The sequence below is a fragment of the Micromonospora sp. WMMD710 genome (assembly GCF_029626045.1).
GTDB lineage: Bacteria > Actinomycetota > Actinomycetes > Mycobacteriales > Micromonosporaceae > Micromonospora.
This window is the reverse complement of the sequence record NZ_JARUBD010000001.1, coordinates 2,324,333-2,342,786: the sequence shown is the minus strand read 5'-3', so window position 1 is coordinate 2,342,786 and position 18,454 is coordinate 2,324,333. Positions and strand designations below refer to the sequence as shown.

25 protein-coding genes are annotated in these 18,454 nt (G+C 73.0%); 15 read left to right on the top strand and 10 right to left on the bottom strand.

Features of this window, described 5'->3' with window-relative positions:
- Positions 1-5: 5 nt before the first annotated feature.
- Together O7620_RS10885 and O7620_RS10880 are read right to left on the bottom strand one after the other, a co-directional pair.
- Positions 6-242, bottom strand: a complete 237-nt coding sequence (locus O7620_RS10885) for a flavin reductase (protein WP_151488490.1) — start codon at positions 240-242, stop codon at positions 6-8.
- On the bottom strand, positions 239-574 hold the full coding sequence (locus O7620_RS10880) for a hypothetical protein (RefSeq protein WP_278122940.1): 336 nt from the start codon (positions 572-574) through the stop codon (positions 239-241). The genes O7620_RS10885 and O7620_RS10880 overlap by 4 nt, the downstream gene beginning before the upstream one ends.
- Positions 575-785: 211 nt before the next feature.
- On the opposite strand from O7620_RS10880, the gene O7620_RS10875 reads away from it, so the two are divergent.
- From O7620_RS10875 to O7620_RS10865, 3 genes are read left to right on the top strand one after another with little or no spacing between them, the layout of a single operon-like run.
- On the top strand, positions 786-1,553 hold the full coding sequence (locus O7620_RS10875; RefSeq protein WP_278122939.1) for a DUF5753 domain-containing protein: 768 nt from the start codon (positions 786-788) through the stop codon (positions 1,551-1,553).
- Positions 1,544-1,735: a DUF397 domain-containing protein gene (locus tag O7620_RS10870; RefSeq protein WP_278122938.1), complete on the top strand. Its 192-nt coding sequence runs from the start codon at positions 1,544-1,546 to the stop codon at positions 1,733-1,735. Before O7620_RS10875 ends, O7620_RS10870 begins: the two co-directional genes overlap by 10 nt.
- A 15-nt stretch (positions 1,736-1,750) precedes the next feature.
- Positions 1,751-1,888 (top strand): hypothetical protein, encoded by a 138-nt coding sequence (locus tag O7620_RS10865; protein WP_278122937.1) that lies wholly within the window; start codon positions 1,751-1,753, stop codon positions 1,886-1,888.
- A gap of 157 nt (positions 1,889-2,045) precedes the next feature.
- Here the strand turns inward: O7620_RS10865 and O7620_RS10860 are convergent, their stop codons facing one another.
- Both O7620_RS10860 and O7620_RS10855 read right to left on the bottom strand, forming a co-directional pair.
- Positions 2,046-3,284, bottom strand: coding sequence for a hypothetical protein (locus O7620_RS10860; RefSeq protein ID WP_278122936.1), 1,239 nt, complete (start codon positions 3,282-3,284; stop codon positions 2,046-2,048).
- Positions 3,285-3,310: 26 nt separating this feature from the next.
- Positions 3,311-3,826 carry an NUDIX domain-containing protein gene (locus tag O7620_RS10855; RefSeq protein WP_278122935.1) on the bottom strand — a complete coding sequence of 172 codons (516 nt, stop codon included), beginning with the start codon at positions 3,824-3,826 and terminating at the stop codon, positions 3,311-3,313.
- Between the two features lie 66 nt (positions 3,827-3,892).
- Between O7620_RS10855 and O7620_RS10850 the strand changes: the two genes are divergently transcribed.
- A complete protein-coding gene (locus O7620_RS10850) occupies positions 3,893-4,384 on the top strand; it encodes a type II toxin-antitoxin system PemK/MazF family toxin (RefSeq protein ID WP_278122934.1) in 492 nt (163 codons plus the stop codon).
- Positions 4,385-4,400: 16 nt separating this feature from the next.
- Here the strand turns inward: O7620_RS10850 and O7620_RS10845 are convergent, their stop codons facing one another.
- A complete protein-coding gene (locus tag O7620_RS10845) occupies positions 4,401-5,048 on the bottom strand; it encodes an NAD(P)H-dependent oxidoreductase (protein ID WP_278122933.1) in 648 nt (215 codons plus the stop codon).
- 136 nt (positions 5,049-5,184) lie between these two features.
- On the opposite strand from O7620_RS10845, the gene O7620_RS10840 reads away from it, so the two are divergent.
- Positions 5,185-6,183, top strand: coding sequence for an aminoglycoside phosphotransferase family protein (locus tag O7620_RS10840; RefSeq protein ID WP_278122932.1), 999 nt, complete (start codon positions 5,185-5,187; stop codon positions 6,181-6,183).
- 18 nt (positions 6,184-6,201) lie between these two features.
- Here the strand turns inward: O7620_RS10840 and O7620_RS10835 are convergent, their stop codons facing one another.
- Complete coding sequence (locus O7620_RS10835; RefSeq protein ID WP_151488474.1) at positions 6,202-6,852, bottom strand: GGDEF domain-containing protein; 651 nt, start codon at positions 6,850-6,852, stop codon at positions 6,202-6,204.
- Between the two features lie 267 nt (positions 6,853-7,119).
- Between O7620_RS10835 and O7620_RS10830 the strand changes: the two genes are divergently transcribed.
- The 7 genes from O7620_RS10830 to O7620_RS10800 all read left to right on the top strand — a co-directional run bounded on the left by O7620_RS10830 (position 7,120) and on the right by O7620_RS10800 (position 12,954).
- Positions 7,120-7,359: a DUF397 domain-containing protein gene (locus O7620_RS10830; RefSeq protein ID WP_151488475.1), complete on the top strand. Its 240-nt coding sequence runs from the start codon at positions 7,120-7,122 to the stop codon at positions 7,357-7,359.
- A gap of 128 nt (positions 7,360-7,487) precedes the next feature.
- A complete protein-coding gene (locus O7620_RS10825) occupies positions 7,488-8,375 on the top strand; it encodes a helix-turn-helix transcriptional regulator (RefSeq protein ID WP_278122930.1) in 888 nt (295 codons plus the stop codon).
- A gap of 87 nt (positions 8,376-8,462) precedes the next feature.
- Entirely contained in the window at positions 8,463-9,305 is an 843-nt protein-coding gene (locus O7620_RS10820) for an SAM-dependent methyltransferase (protein WP_278122929.1), read from the top strand.
- A 191-nt stretch (positions 9,306-9,496) separates the two neighbouring features.
- Positions 9,497-10,540 (top strand): LacI family DNA-binding transcriptional regulator, encoded by a 1,044-nt coding sequence (locus tag O7620_RS10815; protein ID WP_278122928.1) that lies wholly within the window; start codon positions 9,497-9,499, stop codon positions 10,538-10,540.
- Positions 10,541-10,542: 2 nt separating this feature from the next.
- Entirely contained in the window at positions 10,543-10,737 is a 195-nt protein-coding gene (locus O7620_RS10810; protein ID WP_225854173.1) for a hypothetical protein, read from the top strand.
- A gap of 93 nt (positions 10,738-10,830) precedes the next feature.
- The gene (locus tag O7620_RS10805) at positions 10,831-12,279 is read left to right on the top strand and encodes a serine/threonine-protein kinase (RefSeq protein ID WP_278122927.1); all 1,449 of its coding nucleotides are present in this window, start codon (positions 10,831-10,833) and stop codon (positions 12,277-12,279) included.
- Between the two features lie 33 nt (positions 12,280-12,312).
- Positions 12,313-12,954, top strand: coding sequence for a histidine phosphatase family protein (locus O7620_RS10800; RefSeq protein WP_278122926.1), 642 nt, complete (start codon positions 12,313-12,315; stop codon positions 12,952-12,954).
- Here the strand turns inward: O7620_RS10800 and O7620_RS10795 are convergent.
- The 4 genes from O7620_RS10795 to O7620_RS10780 all read right to left on the bottom strand — a co-directional run bounded on the left by O7620_RS10795 (position 12,944) and on the right by O7620_RS10780 (position 15,348).
- Entirely contained in the window at positions 12,944-13,468 is a 525-nt protein-coding gene (locus O7620_RS10795) for a GNAT family N-acetyltransferase (RefSeq protein ID WP_278122925.1), read from the bottom strand. The genes O7620_RS10800 and O7620_RS10795 overlap by 11 nt on opposite strands.
- Before the next feature lie 19 nt (positions 13,469-13,487).
- Entirely contained in the window at positions 13,488-13,985 is a 498-nt protein-coding gene (locus tag O7620_RS10790; protein ID WP_278122924.1) for a DinB family protein, read from the bottom strand.
- A 46-nt stretch (positions 13,986-14,031) separates the two neighbouring features.
- The gene (locus O7620_RS10785; RefSeq protein WP_278122923.1) at positions 14,032-14,472 is read right to left on the bottom strand and encodes a VOC family protein; all 441 of its coding nucleotides are present in this window, start codon (positions 14,470-14,472) and stop codon (positions 14,032-14,034) included.
- Between the two features lie 159 nt (positions 14,473-14,631).
- Complete coding sequence (locus O7620_RS10780; protein WP_278122922.1) at positions 14,632-15,348, bottom strand: carbon-nitrogen hydrolase family protein; 717 nt, start codon at positions 15,346-15,348, stop codon at positions 14,632-14,634.
- Positions 15,349-15,400: 52 nt separating this feature from the next.
- On the opposite strand from O7620_RS10780, the gene O7620_RS10775 reads away from it, so the two are divergent.
- From O7620_RS10775 to O7620_RS10765, 3 genes are all read left to right on the top strand, one after another.
- Positions 15,401-16,183 (top strand): DedA family protein, encoded by a 783-nt coding sequence (locus O7620_RS10775; RefSeq protein WP_278122921.1) that lies wholly within the window; start codon positions 15,401-15,403, stop codon positions 16,181-16,183.
- A gap of 603 nt (positions 16,184-16,786) precedes the next feature.
- The gene (locus O7620_RS10770) at positions 16,787-17,347 is read left to right on the top strand and encodes a hypothetical protein (RefSeq protein ID WP_278122850.1); all 561 of its coding nucleotides are present in this window, start codon (positions 16,787-16,789) and stop codon (positions 17,345-17,347) included.
- Positions 17,348-18,017: 670 nt separating this feature from the next.
- Positions 18,018-18,431, top strand: a complete 414-nt coding sequence (locus O7620_RS10765; RefSeq protein ID WP_278122920.1) for a protein-tyrosine phosphatase family protein — start codon at positions 18,018-18,020, stop codon at positions 18,429-18,431.
- Positions 18,432-18,454 lie beyond the last annotated feature (23 nt).

Genomic DNA, 18,454 nt, shown 5'->3' with positions numbered 1-18,454 from the left:
CCTGCTCAGCGGGCGGTGGCCTGGTCGGTGAGGCGCGAGACCAGCTCAGCCGTCGAATTCGACTCGTCGAGATGGACGGCGGCCTGCGCGCGCAGCGTCGCGAGGTGGACCAGCAGCGCGGGCCGATCGTTGCGGTACTCGGCGAGCAGGCGCAGCTTCGCGGGCGAGCACGGCCAGGCGATCCCGCACGCCCGGCATCGCCAGGTGGGTCGGGAGGGGAGGTGGTCCCGTCGCCGGGTCACACCGCCGCCCGCCGGGTTCCGGTTGGCCGTCCGCGACGCTGCGGTACGGGCGGAGCCGCCAGTCGGCACACGCCGGCGGGCATCAGGTACAGCTCCCGTCGGGCCACCGCGTTCCCGTTACGGCCCACCTCGTAGCACTCGATCCAGAGCCAACCGTGGTACGTGTGCCGATCGTTCAGGACGCGGATCACCCGCACCGTGATCGGGCGAACGAACTGCGGGCTCGCGTCGCGGGTCAGGCGCAGCAGGTCGCCGGACCGGATCGTTCGTGGCTCGGCCTCGACACCCGGCCTCGCCGGCGTCGCGTCGGGCGTCCTTGGTGTGTCGGGCATGGCTTCCCCTCACGTCCGTTCTGGGAAGGGGGCCCGGCCTCGGTGCTCGCCGTCGGGTCGGCCGGGCCCCCGCTACGAACGCGCGCGGCGGGCTTCGTCGCCTCCACCGCCCACGCCGTCTACGAAGACCCCTGCCGAGGGTTGCCTGACAATCACACAGCGTTAGATGATTTCTTCGGAACGCTCCATTGGCTCCCGAAGGGACGCAGGCATGAACCATGCATTCGTCGCGGCGCTCGCCGAGGCTTCCGAGACGGCCGAGAGTCTGGCCGGTCGCATGGGGATTCACCCGAAGACGGTGGCCCGCTGGGCGAACCCGGGACGCGTACCGCAGACCCGTCACCGTGCCGAGGTGGCAAAGATCCTGAGTAAGGATGTGGCGGACCTGTGGCCGGACGTCTTCAACCGTCGGGAGCCGGTCTGGTTCCGGCCGTGGGTCGACATCGAACGCGAGGCGGTCGCCCTACGCGCCTTCCAGCTCGCCTGGGTCCCCGGCCTGCTCCAGACCGAGGCGTACGCCCGCGCCACACTCGCGTGGGAGGCGCTGACAACGGCTGAGATCGAAGAGCTGGTGTCGGCACGCATCGATCGGCAGACGGTCCTTACCCGTGAACGTGGGCCATTGTTCGTCGCGGTGCTCGATGAGGGAATCCTTCATCGAGGATTCGCCGGAGGGCGGCCGCTCATGGCTGCGCAGCTCGCTCACCTCTTGGCCTGCGCCGACCTGCCGAGCGTTCAGCTTCACGTCGTGCCCAGCGAGGCGATCGCCTACCCCGGGCTCAACGGGCCGTTCACACTCGCGGAGTTGCCAGACGGCACGCGGGTGGCACATGTGGACAGTCAGGCGCAGGCGCAAATCGTCGATCAGACGTCGGAGCTTGCTACCCTCGAGCGACGGTGGGAACGCATCCGGGGCGAGGCCCTTCCCCGCGGGCGGTCCCTGGACCTCCTGAGAGAAGCGGCAGCATCATGGACGTGACCGGCGCACGGTGGCGAAAGAGCACCAGGAGCGGTAGCAACGGCGGTGACTGCGTCGAGGTTGCGGACAATCTCCCCGGCGTCGTCCTGGTCCGCGACACGAAGAACCGCGACGGCGGCACCCTGGTCTTCGCCCCGACGGCCTGGCGAGCGTTCGTCACCCACGTCACCGCCCGTTCGTAAGCAGCGTCCCCGGCGGTGGCCACCTACGAGGTCGCGCTCGTGCTGCTCGTCGATCGCTCGGGCGCGGTGCTGTTGCAGCACCGCGACGAGGACGCGCCGGTCTCACCGAACCAGTGGAGCCTGCCGGGGGCCACCGGAGGTGCTCGATCGTAAGGTGGCCGTCTCCTCCGCGGCGGCCCTGTCGTCATACCTCCGGGGGCCGATGATCGACTCGCGTTCCCTGAAAGCGCGGTGTCCCGGCCGACCGGGATACCGCGTCTTCGCTGAAATCGAGTTGATCACGCGCCGCGGGTGCGCGCGGGGCGCGGCCCTACGCGTCGGTGTCGGGCAGATCCTCGGGCTCGGCGACCCAGCCGGAGAAGACCGGCACGCCGTGCCACGGCCCGGTGCTGCGATCGGGCCGGGTGTCGGTGGCGACGGCCACCACCGCGTACGGGTGACCGAAGCGCAACTCGGCGATCCGGGCGACACCCTCCGGCGGCAGGCTCGTCACCCCGAACATGCCGGTGACCGCCGCCGCCTCGAAGCCGTACCGCCCGAACCGCGCCATCGCCACCTGCCGTGCCTCGAAGTCCTGCACGGGCAGGGCCAGCGCCGCCGCCAGGGTCGCCGAGGCGGCGGGGAAGCCGAGCGCCGGCGCGGTCAGGTCGTGCTCGCTGCGGGCTGACCAGCAGGGCAGCACCGCCGTGTGCCGTTCCTCGCGGCCGTCGCGGGCCCGGGTCCGCACTCTCTCCTCGCGGACCGTCCACAGCGGACCGTCACCGAGCGGCAGGTCGAAGAGGGAGCGGCGACCGGCCGGTGGCGCGCCGTCGGCCGCGCCGGCACTGATCCGGTACGCGGCGGCGAGCACATCGGCCGGCGGCACCTGCGGTGCGGCGGCCACCGAGACGACGACCAGGCCCGCGCCGTCCTCCGCCCGGGCCGACGCGGCGTGCACGATCACGTCACCGGCCTCCGGGGTCGCCGCGATGGCGCAGCGGTGACCGTGGCCCGAGCTGCGCAGCGTACGCCGGAGCTGCCCCGCCCAGGCGCTGCCGGCGCCGAGTGCGCGGGCCTCGGCGACCTCGAACGGCGCGGCCCAGGAGATGCGGGTGGCCAGGGCGCTGGCGAGGGCCACCACCACGTCCGGCCCGACCGTCAGCGGGAACGTCTCGATCAGGCCGAGCGTGTGCTCGCGTGCCCAGGCGTCCAACCCGGCCTGGTCGGGCAGCGCGCCGACCTCGGTCCGCTCGGGCAGGGCGGCCCGCCAGCCGGCCCGGCCGCCGTCGCCCTGACCCGGCCGGTGCCAGAGCGCGGTGGCGGACGCGACAAGCGGGTGCGGCGCGTCCAGCAGCGCACGGGCGATGTCGGCGGCGTCGGCCAGGTCGGTGCCCAGGGCATCCGCGAGCGCGTCGGCCGTCGGGCGGTCGGCCTGGTCGGTCGCGGCCGTCCCGGCCAGCGCGAGCAGCAGCCAGGCACCGAACGGGGAGGCGATGTGGTGCCGGTCGCCGATCGTGGCGTGCAGCCGCGCGGCGTACGCGGCGAGCGGCCCGTGCAGCTCGGTCGTCATGCCCCCACTCTGCCCGCCGCCGCGCCTCACGACCACAGCTCGAACGGTTCGTCGATCTCCTCGCCGGCCAGGAAGCCACCGATCAGCCGGGGGAGCTGACCGGGGTAGAAGCGGGCCGGGCTGGCCTCCACCTCGGGCAGCGGCCACCAGCGGAACCCGAAGTAGTCCTCCCGCTCGTAGTCGAGCCGGTGCGCCTCGTCCACGTCCGGGCCGGGGCCGGTCAGCCGTACCGCGACGACCACCTCGTCCTGGACGTGGCGCACCTGTCGGTGCAGGAAGGTCGCCCGCCGTCGCCAGGTCGGCGCGCCGACCTGGTCGGCGCTGACGTCGATGCCGGTCTCCTCGCGCAGCTCCCGCACCGCCGTGTCGCGGTACGTCTCGCCGGCGTCCATGCCGCCGCCGGGCAGCTCCCACCAGGTGCCCAGCCGCGGATGGTCCGGATCCCGGGTGTGGAACAGCAGCACCCGGTCGGTGTCGTCGAGGACCACGACCCGCACCGCGCGCCGTTCGAGGATCGGCAGGTCGTCGGGCAGATCAGTCATGGGAGCAGTCTGCCGCAGCGCACCGCCCGCGCCGGCGTGTGAACGGGGGCCGGTAGGCTGCCCGCCGTGGCTGGTCTGTTGAGGAACGTGGCAGCGCGCATCTCCCGGGTGGGCGCGGTGATCCCGTCGCCGCGGCGTACCGGGCCGAGCCCGGCGCAGGTGGCCCGCCGACGCCAGGTGAGTGCGTTGCAGCGGCGGGAGCTGACCTACGCTCCGGAGCGGGACGGTCAGGCCGATCCCGGCGAGATCGTCTGGACCTGGGTGCCGTACGAGGACGACCCCCGGCAGGGCAAGGACCGCCCGGTGCTGGTCGTCGGCCGGCACAGCCGCACGCTGTTCGGGCTGATGCTGTCCAGTCAGAGCGAACGCGACGGGCAGCGGCACTGGCTCGCGCTCGGCCCCGGCGAGTGGGATCGGGACAACCGGCCGAGCTGGGTACGTCTGGACCGGGTGCTCACCATGCGCGAGGACAGCATCCGGCGTGAGGGTGCCGTCCTCGATCGGCCCCGGTTCGAGCGGGTCGGGCAGGCCCTGCGCGCCGGCTACGGCTGGCGCTGACCGACCCGGCGGCCGGTCAGGTCGTCTCGCGGCTGGGGCCGTCCGCGGCGCCGCGCGCGTCCGGCGGCGGGTACGGCTGTTCGGCGAGTAGCCGGGCGAGGTGCGCGCTGTTGAGGGCGAGGGCCTTCGTCGTGCGGCCGGTGGTGTCGGGCTTCGGGCCGACGTCGCGGTAGTCCACCGTGTGCAGCGCCTCGCCGACCCAGTAGGTCGCGCCGGCGGCGGCACAGGTGAAGCCGACCTCGTTGAGCGCCTGCTGCACCTGGCCGATGGTGTGGTGTGCGCCGTCCTCGTTGCCGACGACGGCGACGCCGGCCACCTTGCCGTAGGTGAGGAGTCGGCCCTCGTCGTCGGTCTCGGAGAGTTCGGCGTCGAGGCGTTCGAGGACCATCTTGCAGACGCTGGACGGCTGGCCGAGCCAGATCGGCGTGGCGATGATGAGCACCTGGGCCGCGAGCAGCTTGGCGCGGATGGCGGGCCAGCCGTCGCCGTGCCCCTCGTCGGTCGACACCCCGAAGCGGACGTCGTGGTCGACGACCCGGACCAGTTCGCCCTGCACGCCCTGCGCGGCCAGTTCGGCGAGCACCTCCCGTCCGAGCTGCTCGGAGCTGGACGGTGCCGGTGACGGCTTGAGGGTGCAGTTGAGCACGAGGGCGCGGATCGCCACGTCTGTTCCTCTCGCCGCCGGACGGGGCCGCCACCCCCATACCCAGTCGTCGGGTCGAAACACGTGCCCGATGGGCACCACCTGGCCGCCGGCTTATTCGGTGGGCTCGGCGGCGCGCGCGGGGCAGGGTGTCGGCATGTCTCTTGAGGTGATCGGCTGGGTTCGTAGCGACTTCGGGCTCGACCTGACCACGCTGGAGGCGGTGACCCACGGCGCCGACCAGCATGCCCGCCTCTGGCTGGCCCGAGCCGCCAACGGCACGCGGTACGCCGTCAAGCTCAGCGGCGGGGGCACGGCGGCGGGGCTGGCCGTGACGGCGTACCTGGCCGAGCAGGGGGTGCCGGGCATTCCCGCGCCGCTGCGGACCCGAGACGGGCGGTTGTGGGGTGAGCGCGACGGCTGTCGCCTCACGGTGGTGCCGTGGGTGTCCGACCAGCGGGCGCTCGACGGTCCGATGACCGAGGCGCACTGGCGGTCGTACGGTGAGGTGCTGGCCTCGGTGCACGCGGTGCCGGTGACCGACGAGTTGGCGCGGCTGCTGCCCCGCGGCGGGTCCGCGTACCCCCGGATCGTGGCCGCGACGCGGGCGATGGCGCGACGGCTGCGCGGCCCGGAGCGGTCGGATGCGTCGGCCGCCGACCTGGCGGCGATCTGGTCGGCGGCGGCCGACCGGGTGGCCACCCTGACCCACGCGGTCGAACGCCTCGCCGCCGAGCTGCGCGACCGGCCCGGGCCGGCGGTGGTCTGCCACGGCGACCCGCACCTGGGCAACCTGCTGCTCGGCCCGGAGGGCCGGGTCTGGCTGATCGACTGGGACGACGCGGTGCTCGCCCCGCCCGAGTGTGACCTGATGTTCGTCATCGGCGGCGTGCTCGCGTTCGCGCCGATCAGCGCCGAGCAACAGGAGGCGGTGCTCGCCGGCTACGGCACGGCCGACGTGGATCGGACGCGCCTGGCCTGGTTCCTCGCGATCCGCGCGCTCGACGACCTCAGCGACTGGACCCGCCAGGCTCTGGATCCCGGCGCCGACGAGGCCGAGCGGGCCTTCGCGGGCCGGATCGTGCGGGGGCTGGTGTCCTCGGACGGTTTGGTCACCCTCGCCGACGTGGCGCTGCGCGACCTCGACCGGCGGTGAGCGCGCAGGTGCGCCGGCTCAGTGCTCGCCCAGCGGGACACTGTCGACGAGCTGCCGGGGTGCGCGGGTGCCGCCGAGGCTCTTGGCCTGGTACATGGCGGCGTCGGCGCGACTGAGCGCGTCGGTGAGCTGGGCCGGGCCGGTCACCGGTGCGAGCCCGACGGAGGCGGTCACCCGGACGCTGCACCCGGACAGCCGGATCGGTGCGGCCACGGTCTCGCTGAGCCGTCGGGTGGCGTGCTCGATCCAGCGCCGGTCGATGGTGGGGCTGGCGAGCAGCCCGGCGAACTCGTCCCCGCCGAGGCGGGCCACGAGGTTGTCGCCGGCGAACCCGGCGAGCCGCTCGGCCACGCTGATCAGCACCTGGTCGCCGGCGGCGTGACCGTACCGGTCGTTGATCTGCTTGAAGTCGTCCAGGTCGAGCACGACGGCAATCAGCGGCTGCCCGGCCGCGTCGGTGAGCAGGGCGGCCGCGAGGCGGTAGAAGGCGCGACGGTTGGGCAGCCCGGTGAGCGGGTCGTGGCTGGCGGCGTGCCGCTCGGCGGCCAACTCGGCCTGGAGGTGCCCGATCTCGGCCTCGGCGCGCACCGCCCTGCGGCGCAACTGCCAGGAGGAGAGCAGCGCGCCTGCCGCGCAGATGCCGGAGGCGACACTCATCGGATCCGGCACGAGCCCTCCCATCGCCGCGACCGCCTCCAGTCTCCGGCCGACGCGGCGCACACCGTGCCGGACCCCCGTTTCCCCTGGTGGTTGCCCAGCCAGGGGTTACTCAAAGTGAACGGATGGGCACCATTCACGTGCGTTATCATGCTCGCCGTCCGGTGCAGATGCAATAGCAGATGCACGTGCAGCAGCGTCCAATGTCGATACCGCACCCCTCGCCGTCACCGCTCCTCCCACGGGCACCGGCGGGCTCGTGAGCAGAAAGACTTCCTCATGCAGCAGCCACCCAATGGTGTCCCGATCCATCAGCTGCCCCCGCTGACCTGGCAGAAGAGCCGGCGCAGCAACCCCAGCGGCAACTGTGTCGAACTCGCCGAACTGCCCGGGGGAGCCGGCATCGCGGTCCGCAACTCCCGACATCCGGACGGGCCGGCGCTGATCTACACAGTGGACGAGATCGCCGCCTTCGTGCTCGGCGCACGCGACGGCGACTTCGACCATCTGATCAACTGACCGTCCTCCGGCGGCCGGACGGAATCGCCGGGCCGGGAGGAGTTCACCTCACTGTCGGTCCATGGCATGCTTACACGTCGGCCGGGCCGGGTTCCCGTCCGCGATGGTCGGTATCCGGAGGTCCGCAGGTGACGATGGTTCCCGCCGAGGGCGGCCCGACGACCGGGCCCACCGTGCTGCGCATGCTGCTCGGTGCCCAACTGCGTCGGCTACGGGAGTCCAGTGGGGTGACCCGTGAAGGCGCCGGCTGGGAGATCAGGTCGTCCGAATCCAAGATCAGTCGGATGGAGCTGGGCCGGGTCGGCTTCAAGGAACGCGACGTCTCCGACCTGCTCACCCTCTACGGCGTCACCGACGACGGTGAGCGCGAGGCGTTGCTCAAGCTCGCGCGCGACGCCAACAGCCCGGGCTGGTGGCACCGCTACGGCGACGTGCTGCCCAGCTGGTTCCAGTCGTACCTGGGCCTGGAGGCGGCGGCCGCGCTGATCCGCAGCTACGAGGTGCAGTTCGTGCCCGGGCTGTTGCAGACCCGGGAGTACGCCCGCGCCGTCGTGCTGCTCGGGCACGGCACGGCCGGCGCCGCCGAGATCGACCGTCGGGTCGCCCTGCGGATGCAGCGCCAGCAGCTGCTACGCCGGGACAAGCCGCCGCAGCTCTGGGCCGTGGTGGACGAGGCGGCCCTGCGCCGTCCGATCGGTGGGGCTGAGGTGATGCGCGGCCAGCTCACCGCGCTCATCGAGGCGACCAAGTCACCCCACATCCGCCTCCAGGTCATCCCCTTCGCCGCCGGAGGCCACGCCGCGGCCGGCGGTGCCTTCACCATCCTGCGCTTCGGCGACCAGGAGTTGCCCGACATCGTCTACATCGAACAGCTCACCAGCGCGATCTACCTGGACAAGCGCGACGACCTGGAATATTACGCGGTGGCGATGGAACGGCTCTGCGTCGAGGCCGAACCGCCGGAGCGTACGCCGGAGATCCTCGGCCGGTTGCTCGACGAGCACTACCCGGCGTGACCCCGGCCGGGGTCACGCGAGCGTGCGCGCGGCACTCGCATGGTCGGCGACCGGCGACAGTGGACGGACGCCAGCGCGGAGGCAGCCTTGACCACCGACACTTCGGGCACGCCGGCGGGCTCACCGAGCGACCGGATCGACACCTCGCTGCCCCACCCGGCCCGCCGGTACAACTACTGGCTGGGTGGCAAGGACAACTTCCAGGCCGACCGTGATTCCGGCGACGCGATGGCGGCGGCCTTCCCGACCATCCGCACCTCCGCGCTGGAGAATCGCCGGTTCCTGCAGCGGGCGGTGGGCTTCCTGGCCCGTGAGGCCGGCATCCGGCAGTTCCTCGACATCGGCACCGGCATCCCGACCGCCAACAACACCCACGAGGTCGCCCAGGCCGTCACGCCCGAGGCCCGGGTGGTCTACGTGGACAACGACCCGATCGTGCTCGCGCACGCCCGCGCGCTGTTGAGCAGCACTCCGGAGGGCGCCACCGCGTACATCGACGCCGACCTGCGCGATCCGGAACGGATCCTCACGCACCCGGAGTTGCTGCGCACCATCGACCTGTCGCAACCCGTCGCGCTCATGCTGGTGGCGGTGCTGCACTTCGTGCCCGACGGCGACGACCCGTACGCGCTGGTGCGCCGGCTGCTCGACGCGCTGCCGGCGGGCAGTTACCTGGCCGCCTCGCACGCCACCCACGAGTACCTGCCGCCCGCCGTCGCCGAGGAGGCCAGGGCGGCGGCCAAGGGTGGCGGCCCGCACGGCCTGATCAACCTGCGTACCCGGGCGGAGTTCACCGGCTTCTTCACCGGCCTCGACGTGGTCGAGCCGGGCATCACCTCGGTCGCCGAGTGGCGGGCCGAGGGCGAGCCGCAGCCGCGCCCCTCGGTGGTCGAGGTGAGCATGTACGGCGCGGTCGCCCGCCTGCCCTGACCGCCGCCGCTGGGGGAGTCCGGGCACCTGTCCCGTCGTCGCGGTCGCCCGCCGGCGTGCGCCACGCCGGTCGGTGCCCGGACGTTCGTCGGCCCGTCGTATTGACCGTCGCCGACCGATCGAGCTAGTCTCTGTATCGATCCAGTCTGAATCGATACAGAGGGGTGCCGGTGAAGCCAACACTGCAAGCCGTGGCGGACGCGGTCGGCGTCTCCCGCAGCACGGTGTCCAACGCCTACAGCCGGCCCGACCAGCTCTCCGCCGCCCTGCGCGAGCGGATCCTGGACGCCGCCCGCCACCTCGGCTACCCCGGCCCCAACCCCACCGCGCGCTCCCTGCGCCGCGGCTTCGTCGGCTCGATCGGGGTGCTGTTCACCTCGCAGCTGTCGTACGCCTTCACCGACCCGTTCGCGGTCCGCTTCCTCGCCGGGGTGGGCGGGGCCGCCGAGCGGCACGGCACCAGCATGCTGCTCGTGCCGCTGCCGCCGGCACAGACCGACGCCCGCCGGGCCGTGGAGAACGCCGCCGTCGACGGCTTCTGCGTCTACTGCGTGGCCGACGAGGAATGGGCGCTGGACGTCATCCGGGCGCGCGGGCTGCCGTACGTGAGCACTGCCGCCCGCGACGACGCTGGCGACGACGAGCGGTTCGTCGGCATCGACGAGCGGGCCGCGGCGCGCAGCGTCGCCGCGCACGTGGCCGGTCTCGGTCACCGCCGGGTGGCCCTGCTCGCCGACTCCGTGTTCCCCGACGCGCCGGCCGGCCCACTCACCCTGTCCGGCGTGCACGAGGCCCTGCACCCGACCACGCGCGGCCGGCTCACCGGCTTCGCCGACGCGTTCGCCGAGGTCGGCGTCGACTGGGCCGAGCTGACGCTGGTCAACGCCCGGGGCAACAGCCGCCAGGCGGCGGTCGCCGCCGTCGCCGGGCTGTTCGACCGGCCCGCGCCCCCCACCGCCGTCCTGGCCGGCTCCGACGTGCTCGCCCTCGGCGTGCTGGACGCGCTGGCCCAACGGCCGGGCGGCGCCCACCCGCCGGTCTCGGTGACCGGCTTCGACGACGTCCCCGAGGCCGCGGCGGCCGGCCTCACCACCGTCCGGCAGCCGGCCGAGGAGAAGGGCCGCATCGCCGCCGAGTTGCTGCTCGACCCGCCCGCGGACGCCGCAGCCGGTCATGTGCTGCTGCCCACCGCACTCGTCGTCCGGGACTCCACCGGACCCGTCCCGAGGAGTTGACCATGGAATACCCGACCGGATACGTCACCGCTCTCGACGCCATGAACCGCCACGTCAACTCGGCCCGACCGGACGCGCCGGTCCAGGTCGAGCGCACCCGCCGGGCGCTGCTCGCCCCGACCCGGGAGGCGACCGCCGTCGCCCTGCGCCGGCTCGCCGACCGGATCCAGCCCCGACCGCTGCCCCGCTGCTCCTGACAACCGCCCATTTCGGTACGTCGGGGACAGGCGGCACCGGGCCGGGCACGCAGGGTGGTCGAGTGGGAACTCGCCAGGCAGACTGGTGAGGCCATGTCACCCTTCACGCCCACCCTCCGTCTCCACGACCGCTACGTCCTGCACGAGCGGATCGGTCTCGGCGGCATGTCCGAGGTGTGGCGTGCCGACGACGACGTGCTCGGCCGGCCGGTGGCGATCAAGGTGCTCGCCGGGCAGCTCGCCGCCGACCCGCACCTGCGGGCCACCATCCGACGCGAGGCCCGCGCGGCCGCCCGGCTGACCCACCCACACGTGACCCAGGTGTACGACTACGCCGAGGCGACCCTGGCCGACGGCGCCGTCGTGCCGTACCTGGTGATGGAGCTGGTCGACGGGCACAATCTGGCCGACCGGCTGCGCGGCGGCCCGCTGCCCTGGCCCGAGGCGGTCCGGGTGGCCGGGCAGATCGCCGCCGCGCTGGCCGCCGCGCACCGCATCGGCGTGGTGCACCGCGACGTGAAACCGGGCAACGTCATGCTCACCGACACCGGCGCCAAGGTGCTCGACTTCGGCATCGCCGCGCTCGGCGGGCTCGACAGCCAGTCCGGCGAACCGCTCATGGGCACACCCGCCTACTTCGCCCCGGAACGCCTCGCCGCCGGCCCACCCGACCCGGCCAGCGACGTGTACGCCCTCGGCGCGCTGCTCTACCGCACCCTCACCGGGCAGGCCCCGCTGCCCGTGCAGAGCTGGGAAGACGCCCTTGAGGTGCACCGGCGGGGCACGCCGGTGCCGCCGCTGCGGGTGGCCGGCCTGCCCGCCGACATCGCCGAGCTGACCCTCGCCTGCCTGGCCGCCGACCCGGCCCGCCGGCCGACGGCAGCGCGTCTGGCCATGCGGTTCGGTGCCGGTCAGCCGGTCGAGCCGCCCACCGAGCTGCTGCGCATCCTGCCGAGCGCCCATCCGCCCACCCTGATCGACCGCGCCGCCGTCCGCCCCCACCCCGTACCGGTGGATGCCGCGCCGCGCCGCCGGTCACGTCGATCGGCCGTCGTGCTGGTCGCGGCCGGCCTCGCGGCCGTCGTGGGCCTCGGCGCGCTGCTCGCCCAGAATCTCGACGCTCCCGAGCGCCCCGCGCAGGTCGCCGGCCCGTCGCCGACCACCACTCCGGCGCCCACGCCCAGCACCCAGTCGCCGACGCCGGCGGCACCGTCCACACCCTCGGCCGCCAGCAGCGCCGCGCCCTCGGCCGTGGGCCAGCAGGTGCCGGTCAGCCTGCGACAGGTCACCGACGAGTTCACCGCCGTGCTCGCCGCGGCCCAGGCCCGCGGCGAGATCGACCGCAAAACCGCCGAGGACCTGCGCGACGACCTCGCCGACCTCAACCGCCGGTCCCGCGACCGCGCCAAGCGGGTCGCCGACCTGCGTGACCACATCGCCGAGCTGGTCGACCGGGACCGGCTCCCCGCGCGGACCGGCGCCCAACTCGACGAACTACTCGATCAGGCCAGCACCTTCTCCACCGGCCGTACGGACGACTGATCCATCCGCCGGTCTCACTGGCATGATGGGCCGATGCGGACACGGTTGATCTTCGTGCGTCATGGCGAGTCGGTCCACCAGATCGACGGGATCGTGGGCGGCCCGCACGGATGCCGGGGCCTGACGGCGCTCGGCCACGACCAGGCACACCGGCTCGCCAGACGGCTCGCCGAGGACCACGCCACCGACCGGCCGGTGGCGGTCTACTCGTCCGTGCTGCGCCGCACCGTCGAAACCGCGCAACCGATCGCTGCGGCGTTCGGCCTCCGCCCGGTGGCCGACTGCGGTCTGTGCACCTGGCACACGCCCCCGTACGCCGACGGGCTGCCCGTCGCCCGCTTCCGGACCGAACACGCCGCGGTGGGCGGAGGGCTGTTCCGGCCGTTCGAGAACGGCAACGAGAGCTGGGCGGAGCTGGTGGCCCGCGTCGGCCGCGCAATCATGGAGATCGCCCACCGGCACCAGGGCTCCACCGTGCTGCTGATCGGTCACACCGCGACGGTCGAGGTCGCCTTCCACGCGCTCGCCGCCCAACCGCTGCATCGGGGGTTCGACCTGGTCATCCCCCCGGCCTCGATCACCGAATGGACCACCGACCACGACACCGGCACCTGGCCGCCGGCCCGCTGGACCCTGCGCCGCTTCGGCGACACCAGCGGATGGCCTAGAGCGTGATCCAGTAACGGCGGGTCGGGCCGAGCGTGGTGTCCCGGATGTCCTCCAGGACGCCACCGTGGTGCTCGATCGTCCTCGCCGACGCGACATTGTCGGCCGCGCAGGCGATCAGCACCCGCTGCAGGCCGAGCAACCGCGCCGCGTCGAGCATCCGGCCCAGCGCCCAGGTCGCCAACCCGCGGCGGCGCGCGGACGGCCGGATGCCGTAGCCGATGTGCCCGGCGACCCGCAGCAGGACATCGTCGAGGTCGTGCCGCAGCGCGATCCCACCGAGCACCCGGCCGTCCTCGACGATCCAGCGGTACGTGCACCGCACCTGACCGGCGTCCAGCGGCATCGCCGGATCCGACCGGTCGTTGAGCCGGGTCACCCACGCCGCGAACCCGTCTGGCGAGCGCACCCCGTCGGACGGCCGCAGCCCGAAACCATCCTCGTGGAGACCCGGCCCCCACTCGTCGTGCGCCTCGAGCCAGGCGTCGTGCAGACGGACGGTGGGCGCGATCAGCTCGGGCATGCGGCGATGATATTCGGCACTACTCGCTCAGGATCTGCTCGCGCAGGATCTCCGCGTGCCCACAGTGCTGAGCCAGCTCGCGCAACACGTGCAGGTAGACCCAGCGCAGCGGCAGCGGCCCACGCCGGTTGCCGCGGAGCACGTCGTCCAGGCCCAGGGACGCCGTCGCACGGCGGGACGCCTCGCACGCCTCGCGGTGTGCCCGCTGGATGGTGGCGATCGTGTCGCCGTCGTCGAGGATGAACGACTCGTCCGGCGTCGCGGGGATGCCGATCTCGGCGCGCGACCGGCAGGTGACCGCCTCGTCGAACCACACCTTCTCGACGAACGTCGCGTGCTTCACCAGACCGAGCAGCGTGGTCCGCGACGGCACCAACGACCGGCGCGCCTGCTCCTCGGTCAGCCCGTCCAGGGAGTCGTCGAGCGCCCTGCGGTGCTCATCGATGAACGTCTCGAACTGCGTCCGAGCCGACTCACCGATGACATCGGCGGCGAAGGTCCCCGGGAAGGAAGTCATGGCCGAAGCATTCCAAGCTCGCCTGCCGGGAGCAACCACGGCACGCTCAACCGAAGGAGACGAGGGCGCCGCGCTCGTCGAAGACGGCCGTGCCCGCCCAGGCGATCTCCCACCGGTTGCCCTCCGGGTCGGCGATGTACGCCGAGCGCCCACCCCAGGACCGGTCGGTCGGCTCCGCCACCACCGTCGCCCCCGCCGCGACGGCCGCCGCGAAGGCCACGTCGACGTCCGCACGACCGTCGACGTTGCACGCCAGCGTCACCCCGGACCAGCCGCCGGCCGGATCGGAAACGCCGGGTGCCGCCTCGGCGGCCAGCTCCGGCAGCGGATAGAGGGCGAGCAGGACACCACCGAGCAGGAACGCCGACCAGCCGTCGTCAGCTGACGGCAGCTCCGGCCAGCCCAACGATCGGTAGAACGACCGCAGCAGGCCCATGTCGCGTGCGCCGAGGGTGACCACGGACAGCCGAGCGGGAATCACAGCCATGCAGGGATTGTGGCCGCGCCGTACGACAGGCCGCGCCTCGACGGGCGGCGGTCAACCGGCGAAATGCTCGGCGAGCACCGGTGCCAGCACCTCGTCGGACACGCCGTGCCACTCACCGGGCAGGGTGCGGTGGCGCCCGGCGGGCAGTGCGTCGGCCGCTCAGTCGATGCTCACCCGGACCAGTTCGCCCGGCGCCGTACCCGCCCGCGCGCGCACCTCGCCCTGTGGCGTCCAGACGCCGGAGCGCGCCGCCGCCTCGGTGAAGCCACCACCGGTCGACCCGGCGAAACTCGCCACCGCCACCCAGACCCGGTACGTGACGGCGATCCGGTGTGCCCGCTGGTCCACCACGGCGGCGTCGCTCGCCAACTCCAGCACCCCCGCCGCGTACACGTCGATCCCCAACGCGGCCGTGCGCTGCGCGTGCGCGGCGACGCCGGTGTCCTTGCACACCGCCAGGCCGATCCGCCAACCGTCCACATCGAGCACACCCGGTGTGTCACCCGGGACGAACCGGCGGGGCTCCGCGCCACCCAGGCACATCTTCCGGTACGCCACCGTCACACCAGCGCCGGTCACCGCCAACACCGCGATGTGGTCACCGGCGACCGGCGCACCGGCCAACGCCAGCGTGCTCGTCTCGGCGCACGCCCCCACCAGCGGCGCCAACCGCGGGTCGTCGACCGGCACGACCGGGGCGTCCAACTCGTACCCCGTCAGCGACAGCTCCGGAAAGACCACCACCCGGGCGCGCGCCGCGCGGACCGCGGCAGCGTGCGCCCGCGCGTTCTCCGCGACATCCAGGGGTACGCACGGCGGCTGCGCCACCGCGAGCCGCAGTGGGGTACGGCCGGTGGTGTGCACGTCCGACGACATTGGCTGACCGCCTCCCGGTCGGTTCTCAGGATCACTTCGTAGCGTTGGGGTCATGATTCGAACGTCCCACGCCGTGCTCGCCACCGGAACCCCCACCGCCGCGGCGGAACCTCCGCAGGGCGGCATCGTCGGTTACGCCAGTGACCTGGTGGAACGGCTCGGCGGGCCGGGCGCCGGCCTGGCGGTGGCCCTGGAGAACCTGTTCCCACCGATCCCCAGCGAGGTCATCCTGCCGCTGGCCGGGTTCGTGGCCGCACAGGGTCGGATCAGCCTGCTCGGCGCGATCTTCTGGACCACGCTGGGCTCGGTGGTGGGCGCGCTGGCGCTCTACCTGATCGGCGCCTCCCTGGGCCGCGACCGGATGCGCGCCATCGTGGCCCGGCTGCCGCTGGTCAAGCTCGCCGACGTGGACCGGACCGAGGCGTGGTTCCTGCGGCACGGCGTGAAGGCGGTCTTCTTCGGGCGGATGATCCCGATCTTCCGGAGCCTGATCTCCATCCCGGCCGGGGTGGAGCGGATGCCGGTCAGCACCTTCCTGCTCTACACCACGCTGGGCAGCCTGATCTGGAACACCACCTTCGTGCTCGCCGGCTACCTGTTGGGCGACAACTGGCATCTCGTCGAGGGTTACGTCGGCGCGCTGCAGAACGTGGTGATCGTGGCCTGCGGGGCGGCCGTCGCCTGGTTCGTCGGATCCCGCGTGCGACGAGCCCGCCGCGCCGCCGGCAACCCCGAGCCGACCGACCCCGAGCGGCGCTCGCTGCACGGGATCCCCGATCCGGGCGGCCGGGGCACGCTCTACCGCAGCGGCTCCTGGCCCGCCGATGAGAGCTAGACCCGCCCTTGTCGGAACCATCCTCAGCCCGACGTTGCGATCAACTCGGCATCAATGAAACTGGGGTGTCACCCCGTCTCGGATACCGCGTTTTCGCCGAAGCCGAGTGGATTACCCCGTGACTGCCCAACGGGGGCCGTGGCCGGTCGCGTCGGGGTGGGTGGTTTGTCTGGTGGTGGGGGTTTGTGGGCTGTGACCGGCTGCACCCGGGCGGTGGAATGGTGGCTGGCCGGGGGTCGTTACACACCCTGACGATCGCAGGACCACCGCGGCCGGCTCGACCCCGGTGCGGGGTGGGAATGCCCGGCCTGGTCCGGTCGTTGCAGACCCGGCCAGCGACCAGGCGCCGCCGTGATGCGGGCGCCGATGGATGGGTCCGCCCCCGGGAATGACCCCCGGCAGCTGGTCGTTACATCCGGTCCCGGCGCCCCGAGCCCCCGGCTTGGTAGGCCGCCGACACCGGCGCCGCGAGCCCCCGGGCTCGCAGGCCCCCAGACTTTTCTCCCGTGTGTTTGTGCAGCGCCGGACGAGGTGCTCACACCCTGCCCGCCGTTTTCCCCCTTTGGCGGTGTGGGTGTTTCTACCCCCGAAGGAGCTACCCCCATGACCACGATCTTCCGTAAGAGTGTGCTGTCTGTTGCGGGTCTCGCGTTCGCCGGTGGTGTGTTCGCCGGTCCGATCGCCGCCCACGCCAACCCGGTCGACGTCAAGTCCGTCGCGGTGGCGGTGCAGACGGGTGCGCCGAAGCCGCAGGGCGAGCAGTCGCACATCGACCTGAACGGTGAGCAGACCGCGAACGTGAAGGCGATCATCGTCGCGACGAAGAAGGCCGGCCTGCCCGAGCGCGCCGCGGTGATCTCGATCGCGACGAGTTTGCAGGAGTCGAAGTTGGAGAACCTGGGTCACCTGGGTGACGCCAACGATCACGACTCGTTGGGCCTGTTCCAGCAGCGTCCGAGCTCGGGTTGGGGCACGCCGGAGCAGATCACCGACCCGGCCTACTCCACGACGGCGTTCCTCAAGGGCCTCACGCAGGTCGACGGCTGGCAGGACATGGCGCTGACCGACGCCGCGCAGACCGTGCAGGTGTCGGCCTACCCGGACGCCTACGCCCAGTGGGAGCAGCAGGCCACCGACCTGGTCGGCCAGCACTGGAACAGCTGACCTACGAACAGCTCCACAGCAGGACCCGACCGCTGGCCGGCACCCGCAATCCGGGGTGCCGGCCAGCGGTATTTCCGTTTCGCCCGTAGGTGTGTGGCGTGTGGGTCACTGGCTGCCTACGGCGGATGCCGCCCGGTGCGCCAGCGGATGGTGTGTGGTTCGGTCGGTGGCTGCCGGCGGATCTTGGACAGTTTCCGTTCCGCGCGAACGGAAACTGTCCAAGATCTGCCGGCGTGTGGTCGAAGCGCGGCGCGACGGTGGGTGGGTGTGGTGGTCGTGAAGCAACCGCCGGTGCGGCGAGGCGGCCACCGGCCACCGGCCACCGGCCACCGGCCATCGGGTCTCGGCCACGGTTTGGCGGTGCGACCGACGCGTGGGATGGAACCCCGCAAGGCCAGCCAGGCAGCCAGCCGGGCGATGCGATCGGGTCGGCGCGGCGGGGTGGGGGAACAACGTCGGGGGCGGGCTGGTTGTGGTGGGTGTCGGTGTGACTCAGTGTCCCCGGGCCTCACCTAATATTGCCGTCGCGGATTTCCGTTTGGCTGGAGCCGCGTCGCGCCACTCGCCGAGAGGCGACCTGCACACCGACACCAGCGCCGCCCCCGACCCACCGGCCGGGGGCGGCGCTGTCCGTACCTGCCGGGCAGGGCGGTGGCGGCACAATGCTCGGGTGACTCAGCCCTGGTCCGAACAGCCCGATGTCCTCGTACTGCCGAGTGGCGCGAGCGTGCGCGGACGCCGCGTCGCTGCGACCGCCTCGCCCGCCGACTTCGCCCTGCTGTTGGCTCCCGGCCCGGAGCCGACCTGGGCGCATCGGCGGATCCGGTGGCCCGACTTCTGGGTGCCGCTCGATCGGGCCGATGCGCTCGACGCCCTGCGGGAGGCGCTGCGGCGCGCGCACGACGGTGAGCGCGTCGAGGTGGCCTGCCGAGGTGGGGTGGGGCGCACCGGCACCGCCCTGGCCTCGCTGGCGATCCTCGACGGCCTGCCGGCCGAACGGGCGGTGCCGTGGGTGCGAGCGGGCTACCACCCGAAGGCGGTGGAAACCCCCTGGCAGCGACGCTGGCTCCGCCGCGTCGCCTGACCACCCCGCGCCGAGCGCCGGGG

What these genes read in the sequence shown, in the direction of transcription:
- O7620_RS10780 (WP_278122922.1), bottom strand. Translation starts at nt 15,348, where the DNA reads ATGTCGTCGGACGTGCACACCACCGGCCGTACCCCACTGCGGCTCGCG.
- O7620_RS10810 (WP_225854173.1), top strand. Translation starts at nt 10,543, where the DNA reads ATGGAATACCCGACCGGATACGTCACCGCTCTCGACGCCATGAACCGC.
- O7620_RS10855 (WP_278122935.1), bottom strand. Translation starts at nt 3,826, where the DNA reads ATGACTGATCTGCCCGACGACCTGCCGATCCTCGAACGGCGCGCGGTG.
- O7620_RS10870 (WP_278122938.1), top strand. Translation starts at nt 1,544, where the DNA reads ATGGACGTGACCGGCGCACGGTGGCGAAAGAGCACCAGGAGCGGTAGC.
- O7620_RS10785 (WP_278122923.1), bottom strand. Translation starts at nt 14,472, where the DNA reads ATGGCTGTGATTCCCGCTCGGCTGTCCGTGGTCACCCTCGGCGCACGC.
- O7620_RS10770 (WP_278122850.1), top strand. Translation starts at nt 16,787, where the DNA reads ATGACCACGATCTTCCGTAAGAGTGTGCTGTCTGTTGCGGGTCTCGCG.
- O7620_RS10805 (WP_278122927.1), top strand. Translation starts at nt 10,831, where the DNA reads ATGTCACCCTTCACGCCCACCCTCCGTCTCCACGACCGCTACGTCCTG.
- O7620_RS10830 (WP_151488475.1), top strand. Translation starts at nt 7,120, where the DNA reads ATGCAGCAGCCACCCAATGGTGTCCCGATCCATCAGCTGCCCCCGCTG.
- O7620_RS10840 (WP_278122932.1), top strand. Translation starts at nt 5,185, where the DNA reads ATGTCTCTTGAGGTGATCGGCTGGGTTCGTAGCGACTTCGGGCTCGAC.
- O7620_RS10775 (WP_278122921.1), top strand. Translation starts at nt 15,401, where the DNA reads ATGATTCGAACGTCCCACGCCGTGCTCGCCACCGGAACCCCCACCGCC.
- O7620_RS10860 (WP_278122936.1), bottom strand. Translation starts at nt 3,284, where the DNA reads ATGACGACCGAGCTGCACGGGCCGCTCGCCGCGTACGCCGCGCGGCTG.
- O7620_RS10790 (WP_278122924.1), bottom strand. Translation starts at nt 13,985, where the DNA reads ATGACTTCCTTCCCGGGGACCTTCGCCGCCGATGTCATCGGTGAGTCG.
- O7620_RS10875 (WP_278122939.1), top strand. Translation starts at nt 786, where the DNA reads ATGAACCATGCATTCGTCGCGGCGCTCGCCGAGGCTTCCGAGACGGCC.
- O7620_RS10800 (WP_278122926.1), top strand. Translation starts at nt 12,313, where the DNA reads ATGCGGACACGGTTGATCTTCGTGCGTCATGGCGAGTCGGTCCACCAG.
- O7620_RS10795 (WP_278122925.1), bottom strand. Translation starts at nt 13,468, where the DNA reads ATGCCCGAGCTGATCGCGCCCACCGTCCGTCTGCACGACGCCTGGCTC.
- O7620_RS10880 (WP_278122940.1), bottom strand. Translation starts at nt 574, where the DNA reads ATGCCCGACACACCAAGGACGCCCGACGCGACGCCGGCGAGGCCGGGT.